This window comes from Pontibacter fetidus (assembly GCF_010119545.1).
Classification (GTDB): Bacteria; Bacteroidota; Bacteroidia; order Cytophagales; family Hymenobacteraceae; genus Pontibacter; species Pontibacter fetidus.
In genome coordinates, this window is record NZ_JAAEAA010000033.1 from 1 (window position 1) to 19359 (window position 19359).

Annotated in this window: 19 protein-coding genes; 9 read left to right on the forward strand and 10 right to left on the reverse strand. The window is 45.9% G+C overall.

Going from position 1 to position 19359, the window contains the following annotated elements; translation table 11 throughout:
• Positions 1 to 678: 678 nt before the first annotated feature.
• Positions 679 to 1518 carry a class I SAM-dependent methyltransferase gene (locus GWO68_RS17170; protein WP_162347710.1) on the forward strand — a complete coding sequence of 280 codons (840 nt, stop codon included), beginning with the start codon at positions 679 to 681 and terminating at the stop codon, positions 1516 to 1518.
• A gap of 8 nt (positions 1519 to 1526) precedes the next feature.
• On the opposite strand, the gene GWO68_RS17175 is transcribed toward GWO68_RS17170, so the two are convergent.
• From GWO68_RS17175 to GWO68_RS17210, 9 genes are all read right to left on the reverse strand, one after another.
• The gene (locus GWO68_RS17175; protein WP_162347711.1) at positions 1527 to 2471 is read right to left on the reverse strand and encodes a ComEA family DNA-binding protein; all 945 of its coding nucleotides are present in this window, start codon (positions 2469 to 2471) and stop codon (positions 1527 to 1529) included.
• 2 nt (positions 2472 to 2473) lie between these two features.
• Entirely contained in the window at positions 2474 to 2641 is a 168-nt protein-coding gene (locus GWO68_RS17735) for a hypothetical protein (protein ID WP_202923802.1), read from the reverse strand.
• Between the two features lie 6 nt (positions 2642 to 2647).
• Positions 2648 to 4300 (reverse strand): sodium-dependent transporter, encoded by a 1653-nt coding sequence (locus GWO68_RS17180; protein WP_162347712.1) that lies wholly within the window; start codon positions 4298 to 4300, stop codon positions 2648 to 2650.
• Positions 4301 to 4463: 163 nt separating this feature from the next.
• Positions 4464 to 5369 (reverse strand): SDR family oxidoreductase, encoded by a 906-nt coding sequence (locus GWO68_RS17185; RefSeq protein ID WP_162347713.1) that lies wholly within the window; start codon positions 5367 to 5369, stop codon positions 4464 to 4466.
• Positions 5370 to 5371: 2 nt separating this feature from the next.
• On the reverse strand, positions 5372 to 6019 hold the full coding sequence (locus GWO68_RS17190) for a peptidylprolyl isomerase (RefSeq protein ID WP_162347714.1): 648 nt from the start codon (positions 6017 to 6019) through the stop codon (positions 5372 to 5374).
• Between the two features lie 408 nt (positions 6020 to 6427).
• A complete protein-coding gene (gene hemC / locus GWO68_RS17195) occupies positions 6428 to 7381 on the reverse strand; it encodes a hydroxymethylbilane synthase (RefSeq protein ID WP_162347715.1) in 954 nt (317 codons plus the stop codon).
• A 6-nt stretch (positions 7382 to 7387) separates the two neighbouring features.
• A complete protein-coding gene (locus GWO68_RS17200) occupies positions 7388 to 8518 on the reverse strand; it encodes a DNA polymerase III subunit (RefSeq protein WP_162347716.1) in 1131 nt (376 codons plus the stop codon).
• A 130-nt stretch (positions 8519 to 8648) separates the two neighbouring features.
• Positions 8649 to 9860: a GlmU family protein gene (locus tag GWO68_RS17205; protein WP_162347717.1), complete on the reverse strand. Its 1212-nt coding sequence runs from the start codon at positions 9858 to 9860 to the stop codon at positions 8649 to 8651.
• Between the two features lie 75 nt (positions 9861 to 9935).
• Positions 9936 to 10181: a type B 50S ribosomal protein L31 gene (locus GWO68_RS17210; RefSeq protein WP_162347718.1), complete on the reverse strand. Its 246-nt coding sequence runs from the start codon at positions 10179 to 10181 to the stop codon at positions 9936 to 9938.
• A gap of 163 nt (positions 10182 to 10344) precedes the next feature.
• Here GWO68_RS17210 and GWO68_RS17215 point away from each other — a divergent pair, with 163 nt between their 5' ends.
• The 7 genes from GWO68_RS17215 to secDF all read left to right on the forward strand — a co-directional run bounded on the left by GWO68_RS17215 (position 10345) and on the right by secDF (position 16825).
• The gene (locus tag GWO68_RS17215) at positions 10345 to 10851 is read left to right on the forward strand and encodes a phosphoribosyltransferase family protein (RefSeq protein ID WP_162347719.1); all 507 of its coding nucleotides are present in this window, start codon (positions 10345 to 10347) and stop codon (positions 10849 to 10851) included.
• Positions 10852 to 10917: 66 nt separating this feature from the next.
• Positions 10918 to 11211 carry a hypothetical protein gene (locus tag GWO68_RS17220; protein ID WP_162347720.1) on the forward strand — a complete coding sequence of 98 codons (294 nt, stop codon included), beginning with the start codon at positions 10918 to 10920 and terminating at the stop codon, positions 11209 to 11211.
• 59 nt (positions 11212 to 11270) lie between these two features.
• The gene (locus GWO68_RS17225) at positions 11271 to 11849 is read left to right on the forward strand and encodes a non-canonical purine NTP diphosphatase (RefSeq protein WP_162347721.1); all 579 of its coding nucleotides are present in this window, start codon (positions 11271 to 11273) and stop codon (positions 11847 to 11849) included.
• Between the two features lie 79 nt (positions 11850 to 11928).
• Entirely contained in the window at positions 11929 to 12546 is a 618-nt protein-coding gene (locus tag GWO68_RS17230) for a uridine kinase family protein (RefSeq protein WP_162347722.1), read from the forward strand.
• 2 nt (positions 12547 to 12548) lie between these two features.
• Positions 12549 to 13241 carry a potassium channel family protein gene (locus tag GWO68_RS17235; RefSeq protein WP_162347723.1) on the forward strand — a complete coding sequence of 231 codons (693 nt, stop codon included), beginning with the start codon at positions 12549 to 12551 and terminating at the stop codon, positions 13239 to 13241.
• A 43-nt stretch (positions 13242 to 13284) separates the two neighbouring features.
• Entirely contained in the window at positions 13285 to 13653 is a 369-nt protein-coding gene (locus GWO68_RS17240; protein WP_235942116.1) for an RNA methyltransferase, read from the forward strand.
• 166 nt (positions 13654 to 13819) lie between these two features.
• Positions 13820 to 16825, forward strand: a complete 3006-nt coding sequence (secDF, locus tag GWO68_RS17245) for a protein translocase subunit SecDF (protein WP_162347724.1) — start codon at positions 13820 to 13822, stop codon at positions 16823 to 16825.
• Between the two features lie 315 nt (positions 16826 to 17140).
• Here the strand turns inward: secDF and GWO68_RS17250 are convergent, their stop codons facing one another.
• Positions 17141 to 17755 carry a NifU family protein gene (locus GWO68_RS17250; protein WP_162347725.1) on the reverse strand — a complete coding sequence of 205 codons (615 nt, stop codon included), beginning with the start codon at positions 17753 to 17755 and terminating at the stop codon, positions 17141 to 17143.
• A gap of 218 nt (positions 17756 to 17973) precedes the next feature.
• Between GWO68_RS17250 and GWO68_RS17255 the strand changes: the two genes are divergently transcribed.
• The gene (locus GWO68_RS17255; RefSeq protein ID WP_162347726.1) at positions 17974 to 19359 is read left to right on the forward strand and encodes a sodium:proton antiporter; all 1386 of its coding nucleotides are present in this window, start codon (positions 17974 to 17976) and stop codon (positions 19357 to 19359) included.

Below are 19359 nucleotides of genomic sequence, written 5' to 3' on the forward strand. Positions count from 1 at the left end.
GACGAAAATCAGGTACCTCACGCAGACAGGCTAGTAAACTTACTTCACTATTTTGCATCTGCTCCCCCTTTCCTAAACATATTAGTTTACGAAAAATAGAACTTAACGGCCCTGCCTTCAAAGGGGGACTTTCAGCTACTACTATACTTTCAGCTATAGATTTAGAGTTACAGTACAAAAGCAGGACAGGTCGCGACCTGTCCCTACGAAAATACAACCACGATCAATTTCGAAGCGAGCAGAATTAAACTATAGTTACAGGTCAATAGTAGAAAGATCGCAGTCTTTGGGTTGAGCGCCTTTGACTTGTTGCGGTGCCGCAGGCAACACGAGCGCAGCGAGGGTAGCAAGAAGGCAGCAGCGCGATGCCCGAAGACGGGGCCTCCCGGCCGTGAGGGAACCAAAGCTAACTATAGAACTATAGGCAAGTAAAGCTCCCAGGAATAAAAGAAGTTTGGAAGAAAGGCTTAGTTCAAGTTGTAGATGACTTCAACTATAAGTCGAGATAGATTTCTCACGTTGTTCGAAATGACAAATGAAGGACACATAATATCCTTCAACTTCGCTCAGGATGACAACACTATTCACTCCCACCCCACCATTTAGCAACTATAGTTTTCAGCGCAAGTATACTTTTAAACGTAATTTAGCAGCTACATACCTCAAGCTTATAAAACTATGACAGATAAACCGCACGAGCCCTCCGAAGAAAAGTACCTGCACGGCTACTCCACTGAAGAACAGCAGCGCCTTTACAAGCAGGCCCGCTTTATGGAGAACAAGATCTATTCCGACATCGATTTCTCGACGGTTACAAACCTGCTGGAAGTTGGCTGTGGCGTTGGCGCGCAATCCGAAATATTGCTTCGCCGTTTCCCGCACCTGTTTTTAACGGGTATCGATTATTCAGACAAGCAAATCGAACAGGCGCAGAAGTTTTTAGAAACGGTGCCCTATGCCAAAGACCGTTTTAAGCTGATGCAGGAAAACGCAATGGATATGAGCTTTACGTCGCAGGCTGAATTTGATGGGGCTTTTCTGTGCTGGGTGCTCGAACATATCCCGGACCCGGCAAGAGTGCTATCTGAAGTGCGCCGTGTGCTGAAACCGGGCAGCCCGATTGTGATTACCGAAGTCCTGAACTCCAGCTTTTTTGTGGAGCCTTACTCGCCGAGCGTGCTGCAGTACTGGATGCGATTCAATGATCTGCAATACGACATGAGCGGCGACCCGTTTGTAGGTGGTAAGTTAGGAAACCTGCTGCAATCCGTAGGCTACCAGCGCATCACTACCGAACCTAAAACCTTCCACCTGGATAGCCGCAATCCTGCCAAACGCGCCGAAATGATAGCTTACTGGACCGAGCTGTTATTAAGCGGATTGCCACAATTACTGGAGGCAGGCTACGTAGACGCAGAACTGGCAGACAAAGTAAAAGAGGAAATGCACGTAGTAGCTAAAAGCCCGAATGCGGTTTTCTTTTACACATTCATCCAGGCGAAGGCTTTTACGGCGTAAACTATAGCTTACAACCCAAGGTAAGGCCTGAGCTTTTCGTATTGCTCGGGCTTTATTATTTTAATCTGTCTGAGTTCTTCCACATTCTCAAAACGGCCGTGCTGCTCGCGGTAAGCAACTATAGCTCTGGCTAAGTTTGATGTCATATACGGATGTGTGCGCAGTTCCTCTATAGTTGCGGTGTTCAGGTTTAGTTGTTTGGGCGCATGAGCTTTGGCTACAAATGTATATTTGTTAAGGCTGTCTATCACATCAGGTTGCAGGCCATACACTTCGCGCACCTGGCTCAAAGTATAAAAACCACCTAACCTGTCGCGGTACTTTATAATGCGGGCCGATAGCTTGCTGCCAATGCCGCGTATCTGTTTCAGCTGGGTTGTATCGGCAGTGTTGATGTTAAAGGGGGCAAGTATAAAACGCTCGCGGGGCTTGCTTTCCCATTCAGGTTTGGGATAAGTCCGGTTGCCTGCTATACTTTTGTAGCGGCTATACTTACCGGGGCGGGTTTCGGGTAAGTCGATGTACGGGTAAAGGCGCTGAAAAACAGAATCTGGTAAGCCGTAAATTTTACCCAGTTCGGCTTTGTAAGTAAAATCACCCACCTTGTTACGGTAATTGATAATGCGCTGCGACAAATATTTGGGTAACCCAAAGGCCTGCCACTCTTGCAGTGTGAGTTGGTTTGGGTTAAACAGGCGCAGCGGAACTATAGCTATCGTATTTTTCTCACGTTTATAGTTATCGGGCGCAGCTTCCAGTTGGGCTACCAGGCTATCGAGCAGTTGCTGGTCGGCGGGGTTGGTGCTTATAGTTTGGCCGGAACTATAGAACCTGGAAAAAAGAAATGGTGCTGCCGTAAGCAGCACCATTATACTTATCAGCCACAGGAAACCGTTTACCTCGCGCTGCGAAAAGCCAAAGTAGTTACGGATCCAGCGCTTTAATTTTGTCATGTTTATCGGTTACCGTTCTGTTCCAGACGCTCCGGGTCGTCATCGTTGAACAGATACGAATCTGGTTCTGGTTTTGGTGGCGTTTTAAGTACCAGCCAGAAAAAATATATAGTAATGCCTGTTACTGCAAAAAGAGTTACCAGCATAATGATCAATGCAGATGTATTCATAATTTCTTAGATTTTGCCTTCTCTGACTCTTTTCTTATACGCAACATAAACTAGCAGTGCGATGCCCACAAATACTGCTGCCAGTAAAATACGCGATGCATTCACAAAGAACAGCGTATCCTCTAACTGGGCAATTTGTGCAGGATCTGTAGCTGCTGCTAATTGCTGTTTCAGGCTGCTGTTCATCAGTTTCTTAATGATAGAGCTATCATCCAATACCCAGTTACCGCTCAGGGCAGCACCCCAGTCGCCACCTTTAGGCGTAACCAGCGAACCAACAAATACCCATAGCAATAACAATGGTGTTACATACTTAATGATGAACTTATAAATGCCCGGCACTTTGATATCGGCACCAGACGTAATTTCTCTCCAGCCTTTATCCATACCAAACACCCACGCAAACAGAATAGACTCCAGCAAGGCAAACACTACCAGCGAAACCGTACCAGCCCAGTAGTCATACTCATCAAATACGCCATAGTTAAAGAACAGCACCGTTGGCATGCCCAGCAAAAATACGATAAGGCCAAAAGACCACGCAGCTGATTTGCGACGCCAGTTAAACTCATCTTGCAGGAAGCCCATCCAGGGCGTACCCATGGCCAGCGACGAAGTGATACCGGCAAAGAACAACAAGCCAAACCACATAACACCAGCTATAGCACTAAGCGCAGGCCCCCACTGTGCAAACAGGTAAGGCAATGTTTTAAAGCCAAGGCCAAGGCCACCTAACTGCACCAGTTCTGTAACGCGGTCTATGCCCAGGTAACCAATAGAGATCGGGATAATGATGGCACCGCCCAGTACAACTTCCACAAACTCGTTCATCCAACCAGCTGACATAGCGTTTAGCGCGATATCGTCTTTAGAGCGAACATATGAAGCGTAGCAATGTACCGTACCCATACCTACCGACAGGGTAAAGAAGATCTGACCAGCCGCTGCCAACCATACGCTAGGCGACCATAACTGGTCATAGTTTGGTGTCCAGAGGAAGTTTAAACCAACAGAGCTGTCGTTAATTGCACCCTGCTCACCGGCTGTAACCGTAAAGCCTTTGTATGCCAGGAAAGCACCAAAAAGAATAAGTAATGGCATCCCGATTTTTGCCACACGCTCTACACCAGCTGCCAGGCCTTTAGAAAGTATCCAGGTGTTAAGCAACAAACAAATCACAAAGAAAACGATCGGCTCGTAAGGTATACCTGTTGTTGATGTGTCAAGGTCTACGTAATGGTTAAAGAATTCCGCTACACCGTTTTGGTCCAGGCCATTAAAAGAGCCCAGTATCGAGTGCATCATGTACGATAGCGTCCACGACTCCAGGTAGCAATAGTAAGCCGCTACTGCAATGTTTGTCCAGACGCCAAATACACCAATGTATTTCCAGAAACGTCGTTTATCCATCGTATCCAGGATAAACGGGGTAGAGTGGTGACCAAATTTACCCCCGAAACGGCCCATCGACCACTCGATCCATAAAAGCGGAATACCCATTACCAGAAAACACACCAGGTAAGGGATAATAAATGCGCCACCGCCATTCTGCACAGCTTGCACAGGAAACCTCAGGAAGTTACCGAGACCAACTGCATTACCGGCCATAGCCAGAATGAGTCCCACACGTGAGCCCCATGATTCTTTGTTAGCACTCATAAAAAAGGTAGAAGTTGATTAGTTTAGTTAGGTTGTAAAAGGTATAGTATTCTGACTTTAAGCTTACAATTTAAGGATTGCAGCCGAGAGTGCCATAGTAAATTCCATATTTTTAATATTGTTGCGACTAAACACAACATTCCCTCGACGAACCCGGGAACTCTTATTGTGCAGCTTGTTGGGCTACAACCTGAATGCCCTGAGCAAACGTGTGCGGCACATAACCCAGGTTTTTCTGCGCTTTGGTAATAATGAACCCGGTTTTTGGTGGGCGTTTGGCTGGTTGGCTAAATGTGCTACCGTCGGCCTTATCTATCAGCGATTTATCTAAGTTAAAATAATCGGCTACCTGTAGCGCCATGTCATAAGGTGTCAGCATTTCGGAACCTGATATGTGGTAAATGCCTTCGGCATCGTGTTTGGCAGCGAGCCAGCAGCCTTGTGCCAGGTCTTCGGCCAGGGTTGGCGTCCGGAACTGGTCATCTACCACTTTAATTACCTTGCCCGCCTGCAAGCTATCGCGTACCCACAACACAATGTTGGTGCGGCCATAGTCGTGGGCAACGCCATACACCAACACCGTTCTGAGTATAGCCCATTTGCATTTGGCGTGTTTTACAATTTCTTCGGCCAGGCGCTTGGTTTCACCATAAAAATTTACCGGGTTAGCTTCTGCATCTTCGGCGTAAGGGCCGTCTTCACCGTCAAAAATAAAATCGGTGCTTACGTGGATCAGGTGCACATTATACTTTTCGCAGGCATCTACCAGGTATTGCACGGCATCGCGGTTTAAACGCAGCGCCCCTTCACGGTCGGTTTCGCATTGGTCTACGTTGGTCATGGCAGCCGTATGGATGATGTGCGTTGGCCTGAACTGACTTATAACTTCTTCTACCTGTGCTTTATCTGTTACATCCATTGATGCAAAGGGCACTTGCGGAAGTATAGTTGCCAGTTTATTTTCGCCGCGGCTAGTCGCCAGTAGTTCTATGTCGGGTTGGGTAAGTAAAAGCTCGGCTAGTTTCTGCCCTAAGAGCCCGTTAGAGCCTGTAATCAGTATTTTCTTCATGGTTATTTGCCGACAGCCTGCGTGCTATAGTTGTAGTTATATTTCTTGGCGATCTTCTTTTTCTTCACGTTCTCCACGGTTACTTTCATTTTCACATCAGTTAGTGGGCGGTCGCGCTGGTTGGTTGGCTGCTCTGCAATTTTATCGATCACATCCAGGCCATCTACTACCTGCCCGAAAACGGTATAAGCTTCATCCAGCATGGGGGTACCGTCGTGATTCTCTACAATGTAAAACTGAGATCCGCTCGATTCCTTCATCGGGTTTACCTGGTCGCCCATACGCGCAGCTGCTACTGCGCCACGTACGTGCTTATACTTCGGGTTTATTTCGGCAGGTATTGTATAGCCGGGGCTACCGGATCCGTCATTATTCGGATCAGCATCTTTGCTGTTCGGGTCGCCACCCTGTATCATAAAGCCATCAATTACCCTATGGAAAGTGGTACCATCGTAAAAACCATCTTTTGCCAGCTTCAGAAAATTCTCTTTATGCTTCGGGGTATCGTCGAAAAGAATAAGTTTGATGTCGCCTTGCGGGGTGCTTATAGTTACCAGTTGGTCTTTGCCTTTCAGTTTCTGGGCAGATGTAGTGAGCGGCGTTAGCAGCAAGAGCGCAACTATAGCGCAAAGTATATTTCGCAGTTTCATAGTATGAGTATAGATTTCCGAAGCCTGAAGTTTCCCATTTTTTAGCTGTAATCCAAATCAGGACCAGTGATTAAAGGGATTTTGTCTAAACCACAGATTATTGGGATTTGATGGATTGAAAGGATTGGAAATAGAAGTGAAGGAATAACATGGCGCGAGCGTCCTCGCTCGTGACGAACTATAGTTGGGCGTCTCGCCCGTTTTAAAATCTATAGTATGATCAAATGAGGTAGTATCGATCTCATAGCTGGCGCAGGCTTATAACTTAAAGGGGCCGGAGGCCCCGCTATAGTTCGTCACGAGCGAGGACGCTCGCGCCATAGGTAAGTCCAAATAAAAAGAGACGCAATTTCTTGCGTCTCTTCTATCACATTAATCCTTTAAATCAGTTCCAATCTGTGGTTCAGACTACTCGCCTCTTTCAGCTCTTATTTCTTTCAGGATCTCTACACCACCCTGTCCAAGTATCGTTTCGGCTAATTTTACACCTATAGTTTCTGCTTCTGAAATGGGTGCTTCAAAGGTTTCAACTAAATGTTTTTGCCCGTCTAGGCTTACAAGGCCGCCTTGTATCTGCAAAGTGTTATCATCTTTAAGTATAGCCAACGCAAACGAAGGGATGCTGCAACCACCTTCCATTGTTCTCAGGAAAGCGCGTTCGGCCAGCAGGCAATGATGGGTTTGCCCGTGATCCAAAGCATCTTTTATACGTTGCTTTAGCTCCGCATCCATGTTTCGCGCACATTCTACAGCCACACTTCCCTGCCCTGCTGCAGGTATAAACTCGTTCTCCGGGAACCTGTGTACAATCAAATTGTCATACCCCATGCGGTACACGCCGGCATAAGCCAGCATCAGCGCATCAAACTGGCCGTCTTCCAGCTTCTTTAGGCGGGTCTGTAAATTTCCGCGAGATTCAGCAGTTTTAACATTCGGGTAGTATTTTTTAAGCAACGCTTTGCGACGTGTTGAGGAGGTACCTATAGTTGCGTTACTGTCGCGCTCCAGTTTAAAATCAGGGTTAAAGCTCAGGATCACATCGTTCACCACTTCACGTTCCATAAAAGCCAGCAGTTCCAGCTCATCCGGTATCGTAGATTGTACATCTTTAGCACTGTGCACCGCTACATCTATACTTCCGTCCCGCAGGCCGTCCTCCAGTTCTTCGGTAAACACGCCTTTCGACCCAATTTTGTCCAGCGATCTGTCCAGAACCTGGTCGCCTTTGGTGCTGATGATGACAATTTCGGTAGCAAAACCGGCAGCCTGTAATCTATCGGCTACGGCATTTGCCTGCCATAAAGCCAGCTTACTGCCACGCGTACCAATGTTTATGATCTTATCTTTTATAGTTGTTGTCATGATTCTTTAGTAGTTGCCACGCAAAAAATGCGCGATCTGTATAGAGCTGTCTACGAAAACAATTTTAGGGTTGGCATTCCGCTCGATGTGGTAATGCGCCTGGTTCAGTTCTTCTGCCATGCGCGTGCCGTTATCAGCATTCATCAGCTTCGAGAAATCCTGCACAAATTTCATTTCATCAGGTGGCAGATAGGTTATCAGGTTAGCATCCACGCCATACAACATCACTTTCCGGAACAGGTTAAGCGCATACAGCAAAAAGTTCTTCTGGTTCTCTCGGCCCAGCTTCTGGAAATCTTCGCTCATGTCAATCAGTTCGCCAAACTTATAGCCAAAGCAACTGCGCATCCAGGTCAAAAAGAAACTGAAATAATCGGAGCTAACTTCAGATAGTAGGTTTGATGCCGCGTTCAGGTTGCCTTCTGCCAGCTGAGCTACCTGGTAAGCGGTGGTTTGGTCGGTGTTATAATTTTGCTGAAGCCAGGTAATTACTTCCTCTTCGGTAAAATTACGCACCTGCACAATCTGTGTTCGCGAGGTTATAGTTGCCAACAGTTTCTCCGCTGACTGCGAGACCAGCAGGAACAATGTTTTAGCAGGCGGCTCTTCCAGTAACTTAAGTAGCGCGTTGGCCGCAAACGGGTGCATGAGTTCCGGTAGCCAGATCAGCACGATTTTATAGTCACCTTCAAACGCCTTCAGCGAAACCAGTTTTACCAGTTGCCGGCTTTCTTCTTTTGAGATGGCACCCTGTTTATTTTCTGCACCAATGTGCTGCATCCACTCGTTCAGGCCCTGGTAAGGACTTGCAAGTATAAACTCGCGCCACTCTGTTAAGAACTTCTGGCTCAGGGCATCTTTGGCCGCTACATTTTTGGTGGTGGTTACCGGCATCACGAAGTTAAAATCCGGATGCACCAGCTTGTTCATTTTGGTACAGCTGCTGCATGTTCCACATGAATCATCGGCCTGCTTATTTTCGCAGTTGATGTACGTGGCATATGCCAGCGCCAGCGCCAGGTTCGCACTTCCCTCCTTGCCCAAAAACAACTGCGCATGCGCCACATGGTTTTGCCGCACAGAGTTCAAAAGCATCTGCTTCGTTTCCTGATGTCCGAGTATCTGAGAGAACTGCACCTTTATAGTTAGAAAGTTAGAAAGTTTGGAAGTTAGAAAGTTAATTCAGTTTAGGAGTTTAAGAGTTAGAGAGTTTAGGATTTAAAATCCTATAAATCTTTACTAATCCCGAAAATCCTGATTCAGACAACTAAACCTTATCCCACACCCGGTATTGTTGGGTTTGGTTGAAGATTTCGGTAAGAATGGCTTTTTCGGTTTCGTTCAGCTCCATTTTGCGGCGCTCCATTACTTTTTCGGCTACCTCGTATACTTTACGTAACTGGAACGTTTCGAAGCCCTGCGCGCCACCCCAGCTAAACGATGGTATAAAATTACGCGGGAAACCTGTACCAAACACATTGGCGCTTACACCTACTACAGTACCTGTATTAAACATGGTATTGATGCCGCATTTGCTGTGGTCGCCCATAATTAAGCCGCAGAACTGCTGGCCTGTATTTTTAAAACCGCCACGCGCATAGTTCCATAGTTTAACCTGCGCATAGTTGTTTTTCAGGTTTGATGTATTAGTATCAGCACCAAGGTTACACCACTCGCCCAGCACCGAATTGCCCAGGAAACCATCATGGCCTTTGTTGGAATAGCCAAGTATAACCGACGCGCTTATCTCACCGCCCACTTTAGATTGCGGACCAACGGTTACATCGCCGCGCATTTTAGCGCCCATGTTTACGTGGCTGCCTTCGCAGAGCGCAAACGGACCTTTAATTAAAGCACCTTCCTGTACCTGCGTGTTTTTACCGATATAGATCGGGCCATCTTCAGCGTTCAGAACAGCAGCTCTTATTTTGGCGCCTTCTTCTATAAAGATGTTCTCTTCGTTGTAAACTATAGTATGCTTGTCGTTTAGGGGCTGGCTTTTACGGTCTTTGGTTAGCAGTTTAAAATCACTCCGGATCTCGCGGCCGTTGTGCACAAAAATCTCCCATACTTCACGTATCAACAACACTTCCCCTTCAAAAGTTAGCTTCTTGCTTCGTTTAGCACTATCCAGTAAAACATCTATGTGCTCTGCCTGCTCTCCGCCTCCGTGGTACGCCAGCAAGGTATCGCCCTGCCAATACGACTCGCCATAGTTCATACCTTTAAGTTGCTCTATCATCTGCACGGTAGGTATAACTGCGCCGTTTATGTAGCAGTTATGCGTCGTATCGAAGTAGGGCTCAAACTTGGCTTTCAGGTAATCCTGTGTTAGCGAAGATACAACCTGGCGGGTAAGCTCGCGCCACTTATCAGCTATAGTTAGTATACCTGTGCGTATTTCTGCCACCGGGCGTGTAAACGTCAGCGGCAACAGGTTCTGTCGTATAACCGGATCGTCGAAGAGGATGATGTTCATAAAGCAAAAATAAAAAAGTCTTCCCGAAAATTACGGAAAGACTCTTTAAGAAACGTTTTAACCGGGCGAAACCGCTTATTTTTTCTTGTAACGTGTGTTGAATTTCTCCACACGACCAGCAGTATCCACGAAAATGTTTTTACCAGTGTAGAAAGGGTGAGATGCAGAAGAAACTTCCACTTTAACTACCGGATATGTTTTACCGTCTTCCATAGTTACAGTCTCGTCAGAGTTCATCGTAGAACGCGTGATGAATTTGAAATCACTCGTCATATCATGGAAAACAACCTCTCTGTACTCTGGGTGAATGCCTTTTTTCATTATTATAAACGTTAATTAACCTTAATTTCTCAATCGGACTGCAAATTTAACAACAATTTCTAAATTTGAAACGCTACTAACCAAATTATTTTGCCCTTACCCTAAAATATTCTGCTACTGTAAATTATCTTCTAACTTTGCTTTGCTACAGCACTCCCAAACTATGACACACGCCTCACAACACCAGATACTGGACCAGACACAGATAGCGCAGAAAGTAAAGCGCATGGCCTACGAGATATACGAGCACAACTTTGAAGAGCAGGAACTGGTGCTGGCCGGCATTCACGAAAAAGGAACCATACTTGCCGATATGCTGGCCACGCAACTGCGCAGCATTTCGCCGATAAACGTGCAGCTGCTAACTATAAAACTAAACAAGGTGAGCCCCCTGGAGTCGCCGGTAGTGTTGACGCCCGAAACTATAACTATAGCCAACAAAGTGGTAATTATAGTAGATGATGTACTGAACACCGGCAAAACGCTGGCTTATACCTTAAACTCTTTTCTGCCCCAAAATCCGAAAAAGGTAGAGATCGCCACACTGGTTAACCGCCACCATACGCTGTACCCGGTTGCATCAACTTACACCGGTTTATCGCTGGCTACTACCCTGCGCGAACATGTGGAAGTGGTGTTAAAAGATGAGGTAGCGGCGTATCTGCATTAAGATTAGTTTGTGAATATAAATACAAACTATACAATTAGACATATTAACCCAACAAACCTTTAGCCCATGACTTCAAAAGACGAATACCTGCTACAAACCTGGCCGAAACAACAGGCAAAAGGAAAAACGGCTTACATGGCTACACATTCTCTTATTTATGCGGTGCTGGTGGGCATTATTACGATACTTTTCGATCTTGGCGATGCGTCGGTTAAAGACATAATCCTGTCAAAAGAGTTCCTGGTTAAGCTGGCACTGTTTACAACTATAGGTGCGATAATGGCCAACTATAAATGGAAAACTAACACAAAAAAGTACGAAGCATTAAAGGAACAGCACGTGGGACAACCCAAACTATAACGTTAAACTATAAAATCCTGTACATCCTTTAATCCAGAAAATCCTGATTCTGACAACCTATGAAAGAGCTTTGCTTTGCTACCAACAACCGGAATAAAATTGCTGAAGTTAGCCAGATGCTGGAAGGCAAGTATAAGCTGCTAAGTTTAGAGGATATTGGCTGCCACGAAGAACTGGCTGAAGACCAGGACACCCTGGAAGGAAACTCGCGCCAGAAAGCCCAATATGTTTGGGAGAAGTATAACGTAAACTGCTTTGCCGACGACACCGGCCTGGAAGTAGATGCCCTTTGCGGCGAACCCGGTGTTTACTCTGCCCGCTATGCCGGTCCGCAACGCTCCGACACCGATAACATAAACAAGCTGCTGCACGCCCTGAAGAACGAAGACAACCGCCGCGCCCGCTTCCGGACAAGCATAACCTTATACTTAGATAACCAGCAATACCAGTTTGAAGGCATCGTGAACGGAACTATAGCCCACGAATACAAAGGCAACAAAGGCTTCGGCTACGACCCGGTATTTATACCGGAAGGCTACGAACAGACTTTTGCGGAGATGACTTCGGAAGAAAAAAATGCGATTAGTCACCGGGGCAGAGCCATGCAAAAACTAATACAATTTCTGCAGGCACAATAGAAACTATAAATTTATTGGTGCAGTTATGGTCTTGTGCGTTATAAAACCTTAATTTTGTGATCTGAAACCATAGCTTCCAATGCAAAAGCCATATATCGTCGGGATTACAGGAGGTAGTGCTTCAGGAAAAACAACTTTTTTGAACAAACTACTGACGTCTTTCTCACCTGAAAATGTCTGCCTGATCTCTCAGGATAATTATTACAAATCGCGCGAACACCAGACATCTGATCTGAATGGTGTTACAAATTTCGACCTTCCATCCTGCATCGACGACGAAGCCTACGCCCACGATGTACTGCGGGTGAGCCAGGGCGAAACCGTTTACCGCACCGAGTATACCTTTAACAACCCGAACATTATACCAAAGCAACTGGAGTTTAAACCGGCTCCTATAGTTGTAGTAGAAGGTATTTTCGTGTTTTATTTTGAGGAGATAGCCAAGCTGCTGGACCTGAAAGTATACATCGATGCCAAGGAATACATAAAACTGCAGCGCCGTATCGTGCGCGATAAAGTAGAGCGCGGCTACGACCTGGACGATGTACTTTACCGCTATACCAACCACGTAGCCCCAACCTACGAAAAGTATATAAAGCCCTACAAAAACGACGCAGATATCATCATCCCGAACAATAACAACTTCGAGAAAGGGCTGGAAGTATTGACTACCTTCCTGAACGCTAAGATAAAATAAGCATGAAGCACAAGTTCGCAGTTATAGGCCTTGGTATTTTCGGAAACTCTATTGCCCGTACGCTGGCAGAGCGCGGCGCAGAAGTGCTCGCTATAGATAACGAAGAAGACCACGTAGATGACATTAAAGACGATGTAGCCTATGCTGTAGCACTTGATGCAACCGATATTCGTGCCATGGAAGCCCAGAACATACAGGACATGGATGCCGTGATTGTGGCCATCGGCGAAGACTTTGAAGCGGTGCTTATAACAACGGCTAACCTGCAGGAACTTAACGTAAAGCGAATTATTACCCGTGCCTCTAACAAGCAACAGCGCCGCATCCTCGAAAAAATGGGCGTGCAGGAAATTCTGTCGCCGGAAGGGGAAGTTGGCAAAACCGTAGCTGAGCGCCTGCTGCAGCCAAGTATACGCACCTTTTTACCGCTGCCCGACAACTACGAGATTGTAGAAATAAATACGCCGCGCGGGGTTGCCAACAAAAGCCTTTCAAAAATATCGCTCCGCGAGAAGTATAACCTCAACATGATAACTATAAAACGTTTTTTTGAGGAGATACAGGACGGCAAACCAACCCAGGTAGAGCACATTATTGGTGTACCAAAAGCAGATACCATCATTTACCCTTCTGATATCCTGATCCTGATCGGGAAGAAATTTGATATAAAGCGATTTATAGAAGTAAACCGCTAAGGATTTTATTTTTACAGGAAAGCAGTTACATTTGTAACTATAGATGCCGCAAACTAAAACGATAGCACAACACTTCAGATATCTTTTGATGTCGGTAACCCTGCTTTGGGCGCTTATGCTCAATGGCCAGGAAGTGCGTGCCTATACCTTGCCGGCAACCACTAACACAGAGCAGGGACCATCTAAAATTTCCCATGCCCCTGTAAAGAAGACAGTTGTAAAACAGAAGGTATCGCTGGAGGCTACCACCTCTTTTGTTACCCTAAACCTGCAACAGGCTACTCTGCCTGCACCATTTCCTGTTTTTGCAGCCCCAACCGACGATATGCTGCCTGCTCAAACCAGCCTGCCTGCAGGTAATGGTTTTGTTGCACAGCTCTTTCCGGTAACCATACAGCCCAACGCTCCTTAGGCTATAGTTTATACTCCCGTATTTTCTTAGAAACGGCGTTTCCGGCAAGTTTATACTTTCTGCGGAACGCGACGTGCAGGCATTCAGTTATACTTACATCCCTACTGATTTGCAGACACTTATACTTTTGTAACCTAACAATCTATTCCAAATTTTTATTTAACCAATGCGTAACAAATCGTTAATCATCACGCTGACAGTTATTGTATCGGCTTTGTGTCTTTACTTCCTGTCGTTCTCGTTTGTTGCCAACAATGTGCAGAAGGATGCCGAGGCATTTGCCACTGACGCACAGGGCAACGTAAACATGGACAAAAAGCAGACCTACCTCGACTCTATCTGGAAAGAGCCTGTGTTTATGGGCTATACTTACCAGGAAATTAAAGAGAACGAGCTTGGCCTGGGCCTTGACCTGAAAGGTGGTATGCACGTGGTACTGGAAGTATCGCCTGTAGAGATCATCAAGTCTATGTCTGGCAACAGTAAAGATCCTAACTTCCTGAAAGCCCTGGCCCGTGCGCAGGAACTGCAGAAGAACAGCCAGGAAAGATTTACAAAACTATTTGCGCAGGCTTACCGCGAAGTAGAGCCAAATGGCAAGTTAAGCCGTATTTTCTCTAACACTGCCAACCGTGGCAAAATCAGCTACGAGTCCACAAACGACCAGGTAATTGATGTGATTGACCAGGAAGTAGAAGACGCTATCGGTCGCTCATTCAACATTCTGCGTACCCGCATCGATAAATTCGGTGTAAACCAGCCAAACATTCAGCGTCTGAAAGGTAGCGGTCGTATCCAGATCGAATTACCAGGTATCGACAACCCGGAGCGTGTGCGTAAACTGTTATCAGGTATGGCTAACCTGGAGTTCTGGGAAGTATGGAACCCACAGGAAACCGGCCCATACTTTATGCAGCTGAACGAGTACCTGAAAAACCAGGAAAAAGCTGGTAACCTGAACCTGAAAGAAGAAGCTGCTCCTGCTAAAGATGCCCTGGCATCTGCTGCTGCTAAAACAGACTCTGCTACTGAAGCCGACCCACTGGCACAAGCTGCTGCTACTACCGACTCTACAAAAGCCGTAGCTAAAACTGACTCAGCTAAAAAAGCTGCTGATGCCTTAGCTGCTACTGACTCTTTAGCTAACCAGGCTGGCCCGCTTGCCCGTTTATTCACGCAATTGCCAAATGGCCTTGGTGCTAACGTACGCGATACGGCCAAGATTAACGATATTTTCGCAAGACCGGAAGTACAGGCGATCTTCCCTCCTAACATGAAGTTCCTTTGGGCTGTAAAGCCAATTGTTGGTGATAACCGCCAGGAGTTTGTAGAGCTTTATGCTGTTAAAAAAGGTCGCGATGGCAAAGCACCACTTGGTGGCGATGCGATCAACGATGCACGTCAGGATTTTGACCAGCAGGGTCGCCCTGAAATTACTATGACCATGAACCCGACAGGTGCTAAGAAATGGGCACGTTTAACGGGTAACAACGTAGGCCGTCAGGTAGCTATCGTATTGGATAACTATGTATATTCTGCACCGGTTGTACAAGGTGAGATTTCAGGTGGCAACTCTTCTATCTCTGGTAACTTCACTATAGAAGAAGCGCAAGACTTAGCAAACATCCTGAAAGCTGGTAAGATGCCGGCTCCAACACGTATCGTGGAAGAAGCTATCGTAGGTCCGTCACTGGGTCAGGAAGCTATTAACCAGGGTCTGCTTTCTACATTAGCTGGTCTTGTTATCGTAGTTGTTTTCATGATGGCATACTATAGCCGTGGTGGTTTGATCGCTGACTTAGCCCTTGTGTTCAACGTATTCTTTATACTTGGTATACTTGCACAGTTCAATGCGGCGCTTACCTTGCCTGGTATTGCCGGTATAGTACTTACACTTGGTATGGCCGTGGATGCGAACGTACTGATATTTGAGCGTATGCGCGAAGAGGCCAGAAAAGGTCTTCCGATCCGTGAAGTGATCAACAAAGGTTACGACAAAGCATTTATCACTATTCTGGATGCCAACGTAACTACGTTCCTGGCTGGTTTTATACTTTACTTCTTCGGTTCAGGTCCTGTAAAAGGCTTCGCTATCACGTTGATGTTAGGTATAGTTACCTCTTTCTTTACATCAGTATATATTTCCCGACTACTAGTTGAAGTGAGCTTCCAGAGAGCCGGTAAACTGTCGTTCTCGAATGCATTTGCTGAGAGAATGTTCCAGAACGTGAAGTTTGATGTAATGAAGTGGAAAAAGCCTGCTTATGCCTTCTCACTGGCTATCATTGTATTCGGTTTTGTGGCAATGGCGATAAAAGGACCAAACCTGGGTGTAGACTTTAAAGGTGGCCGTTCTTACATTGTAGAGTTTAACAAAGCTGTTCCGGCATCTGATGTGCGAGCTGCCCTGGTTGATAATTTCCAGGAAGCGGGTACTGAAGTAAAAACGTTTGGTGCCTCTAACCGCGTTAAAGTAATTACAAGCTGGTTAGCCGATGACGAAAGTGTACAGGCTGATGAGCAAGTGAAAGCAGCGTTGGATGCAGGTTTGTCTGAATATAGCAGCCTGAGCCCGAAAGTGCTGAGCTCTTCTAAAGTAGGTGCAACTATGGCCGACGACATTCAGAACACAGCTGTTATTGCGCTTATACTTGCCCTGGTGGGTATCTTCATTTACGTAATGTTCCGTTTCCGTAACTGGCAGTTCTCGCTGGGCGGTGTGGTAGCCTTGTTCCACGACTCCCTGATGATCATTGCTGTATTTGCTATACTTGACCTGTTTGGCATCTCTTATGAAATGGACCAGGTATTTATTGCAGCGATCCTTACCATCATCGGTTTCTCTATTAACGATACCGTGGTAATCTTCGACCGTATCCGTGAGTACATGGACCTTGATCCGCGTAAACACATCAGAGACGTAATAAACCCTGCCCTGATCGATACATTCAGCCGTACAATCATTACCTCGGCAACTGTATTTATGGTGGTGTTGGTACTGTTCATCTTTGGTGGCGAAGTGCTTCGTGGTTTCTCGCTTGCCATGCTGATCGGTGTTGTGTTCGGTTCTTATTCATCCCTGTTTATTGCTGCTCCAATTGTAGTAGATACCATGAAGAACGATAAGAAAGCAGTTGCGGCTCCGCAGCCAACAGCAAAAAAAGTTAGCTAAGCAAAAGCTATAGTTTATAATCAGAAAGCCCGGGGCAAGCGCTCCGGGCTTTTTTGTTTTTGTAACTAAACCTATAGTTAACCTAATTGGTTAATTGACTTTCGCCTGGTGCTGGTATCTGACCGGTGACGCACAGTGTGCTCGAGTCTGTGAACTGGCTTGGTTATAGTTGTTTTATAGTTGAGGAGACACAAGATATTGCAGCTTTAATCCGTTAGTCAAAACATTTTATCCAGACCCCTTAAGCTATAGTTCGGAAACAAAAAAGCCAGCACTTGTGCAGTGCTGGCTTTTTATACTTTATAGTTTCAGGTATTAGATTGTAACACCGTCTGCAACTACTTCTTTTACTTCAGGCACCATACGCTTCAGCAGGTTCTCGATACCGGCTTTAAGCGTTACGGTAGCAGATGGGCAACCGCTGCAAGAACCCTGCAGGTGTACTTTTACTACGCCATCGTTATACGACTTGAAAGAGATGTTACCACCATCCTGTTCTACAGCTGGGCGCACATAGTTATCAAGCAAATCAATTACTTTTTTAATGATGGCAGCATCACCTTCCGATGTTTCGCCAGTTGCATCAGACTCAGTAGCTTTAGGAGCCGCCGAAAAACCTTCGACAAAGGCAGGGCCACCCGCCTCTACATAAGACTTCAGGAAGGTGCGCAGCTCAGGTATAATTTTAACCCATTCCAGGTTAGTAGTTTTGGTTACTGTTACAAAGTTACTTGCAATGAACACACGCGAAACATAATCGAAGTTAAAAAGCTCCTGCGCTAAAGGCGAATCTGCAGCACTCTCCAGATCCGGGTAATCTACGCTCTGGCCATCTGGCAGCAACTGCACGTTCATTACAAACTTCATTGATTCCGGGTTCGGGTTAGCCTCAGCATACACCGACACCATTTTTTCTTTATTTTCTGTCATGGAAATCTATGTTTTAATTAAAACTTTGGACCAAGCCTTAAAGTTTCCAAAATTAGGTAATATTTCTAAGAAGTAAAGAAATACAAGCATAGTCTTAAACTGCATTAATCAAACAAAATACATCATATTTTTACTTCTAAATAGCATATAAGCCCAGATACTCTATCTTTGCTTTGCAACCAACTACATCAGCACAGCCTGATAAAGCACAAACAACCATGCTAAATAACTTTATTCTGCTCGCGCAGGCGCAACACCAATTGCCTGGCTTCATGATTATCCCTTTTCTGCTGCTTATAGGCATGATAGCCGCAGGCCCCATTTTTTTCGGACACTTCTGGGAACACAACTATAAAAAAGTAGCTGTAGTGCTCGGGCTAACCGTGCTTACCTACTACCTGTTTGTGCTACAAGATGTGCACATGCCCATACATACGTTGTTTGAATACGCTTCCTTTGCTATACTTTTAAGCTCTTTATACATTGCGGCTGGTGGTATCTATATTAATGTAAATGCCCGGGCAACACCCGCCATGAATGTGGCTTTGGTAGCGCTTGGTGCCGTGTTGGCAAACCTGGTAGGTACCACTGGTGCCTCGTTGTTGCTTATCCGTCCGTTCATCCGCCTGAATGTGCACCGTATCAAAGCTTACCAGATCGTATTCTTTATTTTTATAGTTAGTAACGCCGGTGGTTTGCTTACACCGCTTGGCGATCCTCCGCTGTTTATCGGTTTCCTGAAAGGCGTGCCGTTCTTCTGGACATTGCAGCATTTATTTGTTCCCTGGATGATAGTTATCGCATTGCTTTGCCTTGCCTTTTACCTGGTAGACAGACGTAATAAAGAAACCTATACTCCGCGCCCTGAAGTACTGGCAAAAGTAGAAGAGCGCACGGAGTTTTATATCAAAGGCAAGCGCAACCTGGCATGGCTCGCAGTTATTATAGGCGCCATCTTCCTGGACCCGAATGTGATTGAAGGGTTGCCGCACATTGCGTATGATGGTAATAAATTCTCTTTCCTGCGCGAGATCATCCAGCTATCTGCTGCATTTGGCTGCTACCGTTTCTCTAGCAAAACAGCGCTGGCAGGTAACCAATTTAACTTTCACCCGATTCTGGAAGTAGTGTTCCTGTTCTTTGGTATTTTCTTTACCATGATGCCTGCCCTGCAACTTTCTGCTGAAATTGCTTCTTCGCCGCAGTATGCGCAGTATATTACACCAAACTTCCTGTACTGGGCAACGGGCTCACTTTCTGGCTTCCTGGACAATGCACCAACGTATGCTAACTTCCTTTCTTTAGGTATGGCCAAGTATGACATGGCACACAACAGTGTAGTAGAAGTACGCCAGTTTGCCACCGGCACTGGCACCGACCCGATTACACTCACTCTGCTGGAGGCTATCTCGCTGGCATCGGTACTATTTGGTGCATTCACATATATCGGTAATGGTCCTAACTTTATGGTTAAAGCCATCGCAGAGAGTGCTGGTATTAAAATGCCGTCATTCTTTGGCTACGTGTTCCGTTACTCTATTCCGTTCCTGTTGCCAATTTTAGTTATTATCTGGTACCTGGTAGTGCACCTGCAGTTATTTTAA

Bases quoted from the DNA above. Each gene is read 5' to 3' on its own strand.
- GWO68_RS17170 (WP_162347710.1), top strand. From the start codon at position 679: ATGACAGATAAACCGCACGAGCCCTCCGAAGAAAAGTACCTGCACGGC.
- GWO68_RS17175 (WP_162347711.1), bottom strand. From the start codon at position 2,471: ATGACAAAATTAAAGCGCTGGATCCGTAACTACTTTGGCTTTTCGCAG.
- GWO68_RS17735 (WP_202923802.1), bottom strand. From the start codon at position 2,641: ATGAATACATCTGCATTGATCATTATGCTGGTAACTCTTTTTGCAGTA.
- GWO68_RS17180 (WP_162347712.1), bottom strand. From the start codon at position 4,300: ATGAGTGCTAACAAAGAATCATGGGGCTCACGTGTGGGACTCATTCTG.
- GWO68_RS17185 (WP_162347713.1), bottom strand. From the start codon at position 5,369: ATGAAGAAAATACTGATTACAGGCTCTAACGGGCTCTTAGGGCAGAAA.
- GWO68_RS17190 (WP_162347714.1), bottom strand. From the start codon at position 6,019: ATGAAACTGCGAAATATACTTTGCGCTATAGTTGCGCTCTTGCTGCTA.
- hemC (WP_162347715.1), bottom strand. From the start codon at position 7,381: ATGACAACAACTATAAAAGATAAGATCATAAACATTGGTACGCGTGGC.
- GWO68_RS17205 (WP_162347717.1), bottom strand. From the start codon at position 9,860: ATGAACATCATCCTCTTCGACGATCCGGTTATACGACAGAACCTGTTG.
- GWO68_RS17210 (WP_162347718.1), bottom strand. From the start codon at position 10,181: ATGAAAAAAGGCATTCACCCAGAGTACAGAGAGGTTGTTTTCCATGAT.
- GWO68_RS17215 (WP_162347719.1), top strand. From the start codon at position 10,345: ATGACACACGCCTCACAACACCAGATACTGGACCAGACACAGATAGCG.
- GWO68_RS17220 (WP_162347720.1), top strand. From the start codon at position 10,918: ATGACTTCAAAAGACGAATACCTGCTACAAACCTGGCCGAAACAACAG.
- GWO68_RS17225 (WP_162347721.1), top strand. From the start codon at position 11,271: ATGAAAGAGCTTTGCTTTGCTACCAACAACCGGAATAAAATTGCTGAA.
- GWO68_RS17230 (WP_162347722.1), top strand. From the start codon at position 11,929: ATGCAAAAGCCATATATCGTCGGGATTACAGGAGGTAGTGCTTCAGGA.
- GWO68_RS17235 (WP_162347723.1), top strand. From the start codon at position 12,549: ATGAAGCACAAGTTCGCAGTTATAGGCCTTGGTATTTTCGGAAACTCT.
- GWO68_RS17240 (WP_235942116.1), top strand. From the start codon at position 13,285: ATGCCGCAAACTAAAACGATAGCACAACACTTCAGATATCTTTTGATG.
- secDF (WP_162347724.1), top strand. From the start codon at position 13,820: ATGCGTAACAAATCGTTAATCATCACGCTGACAGTTATTGTATCGGCT.
- GWO68_RS17250 (WP_162347725.1), bottom strand. From the start codon at position 17,755: ATGACAGAAAATAAAGAAAAAATGGTGTCGGTGTATGCTGAGGCTAAC.
- GWO68_RS17255 (WP_162347726.1), top strand. From the start codon at position 17,974: ATGCTAAATAACTTTATTCTGCTCGCGCAGGCGCAACACCAATTGCCT.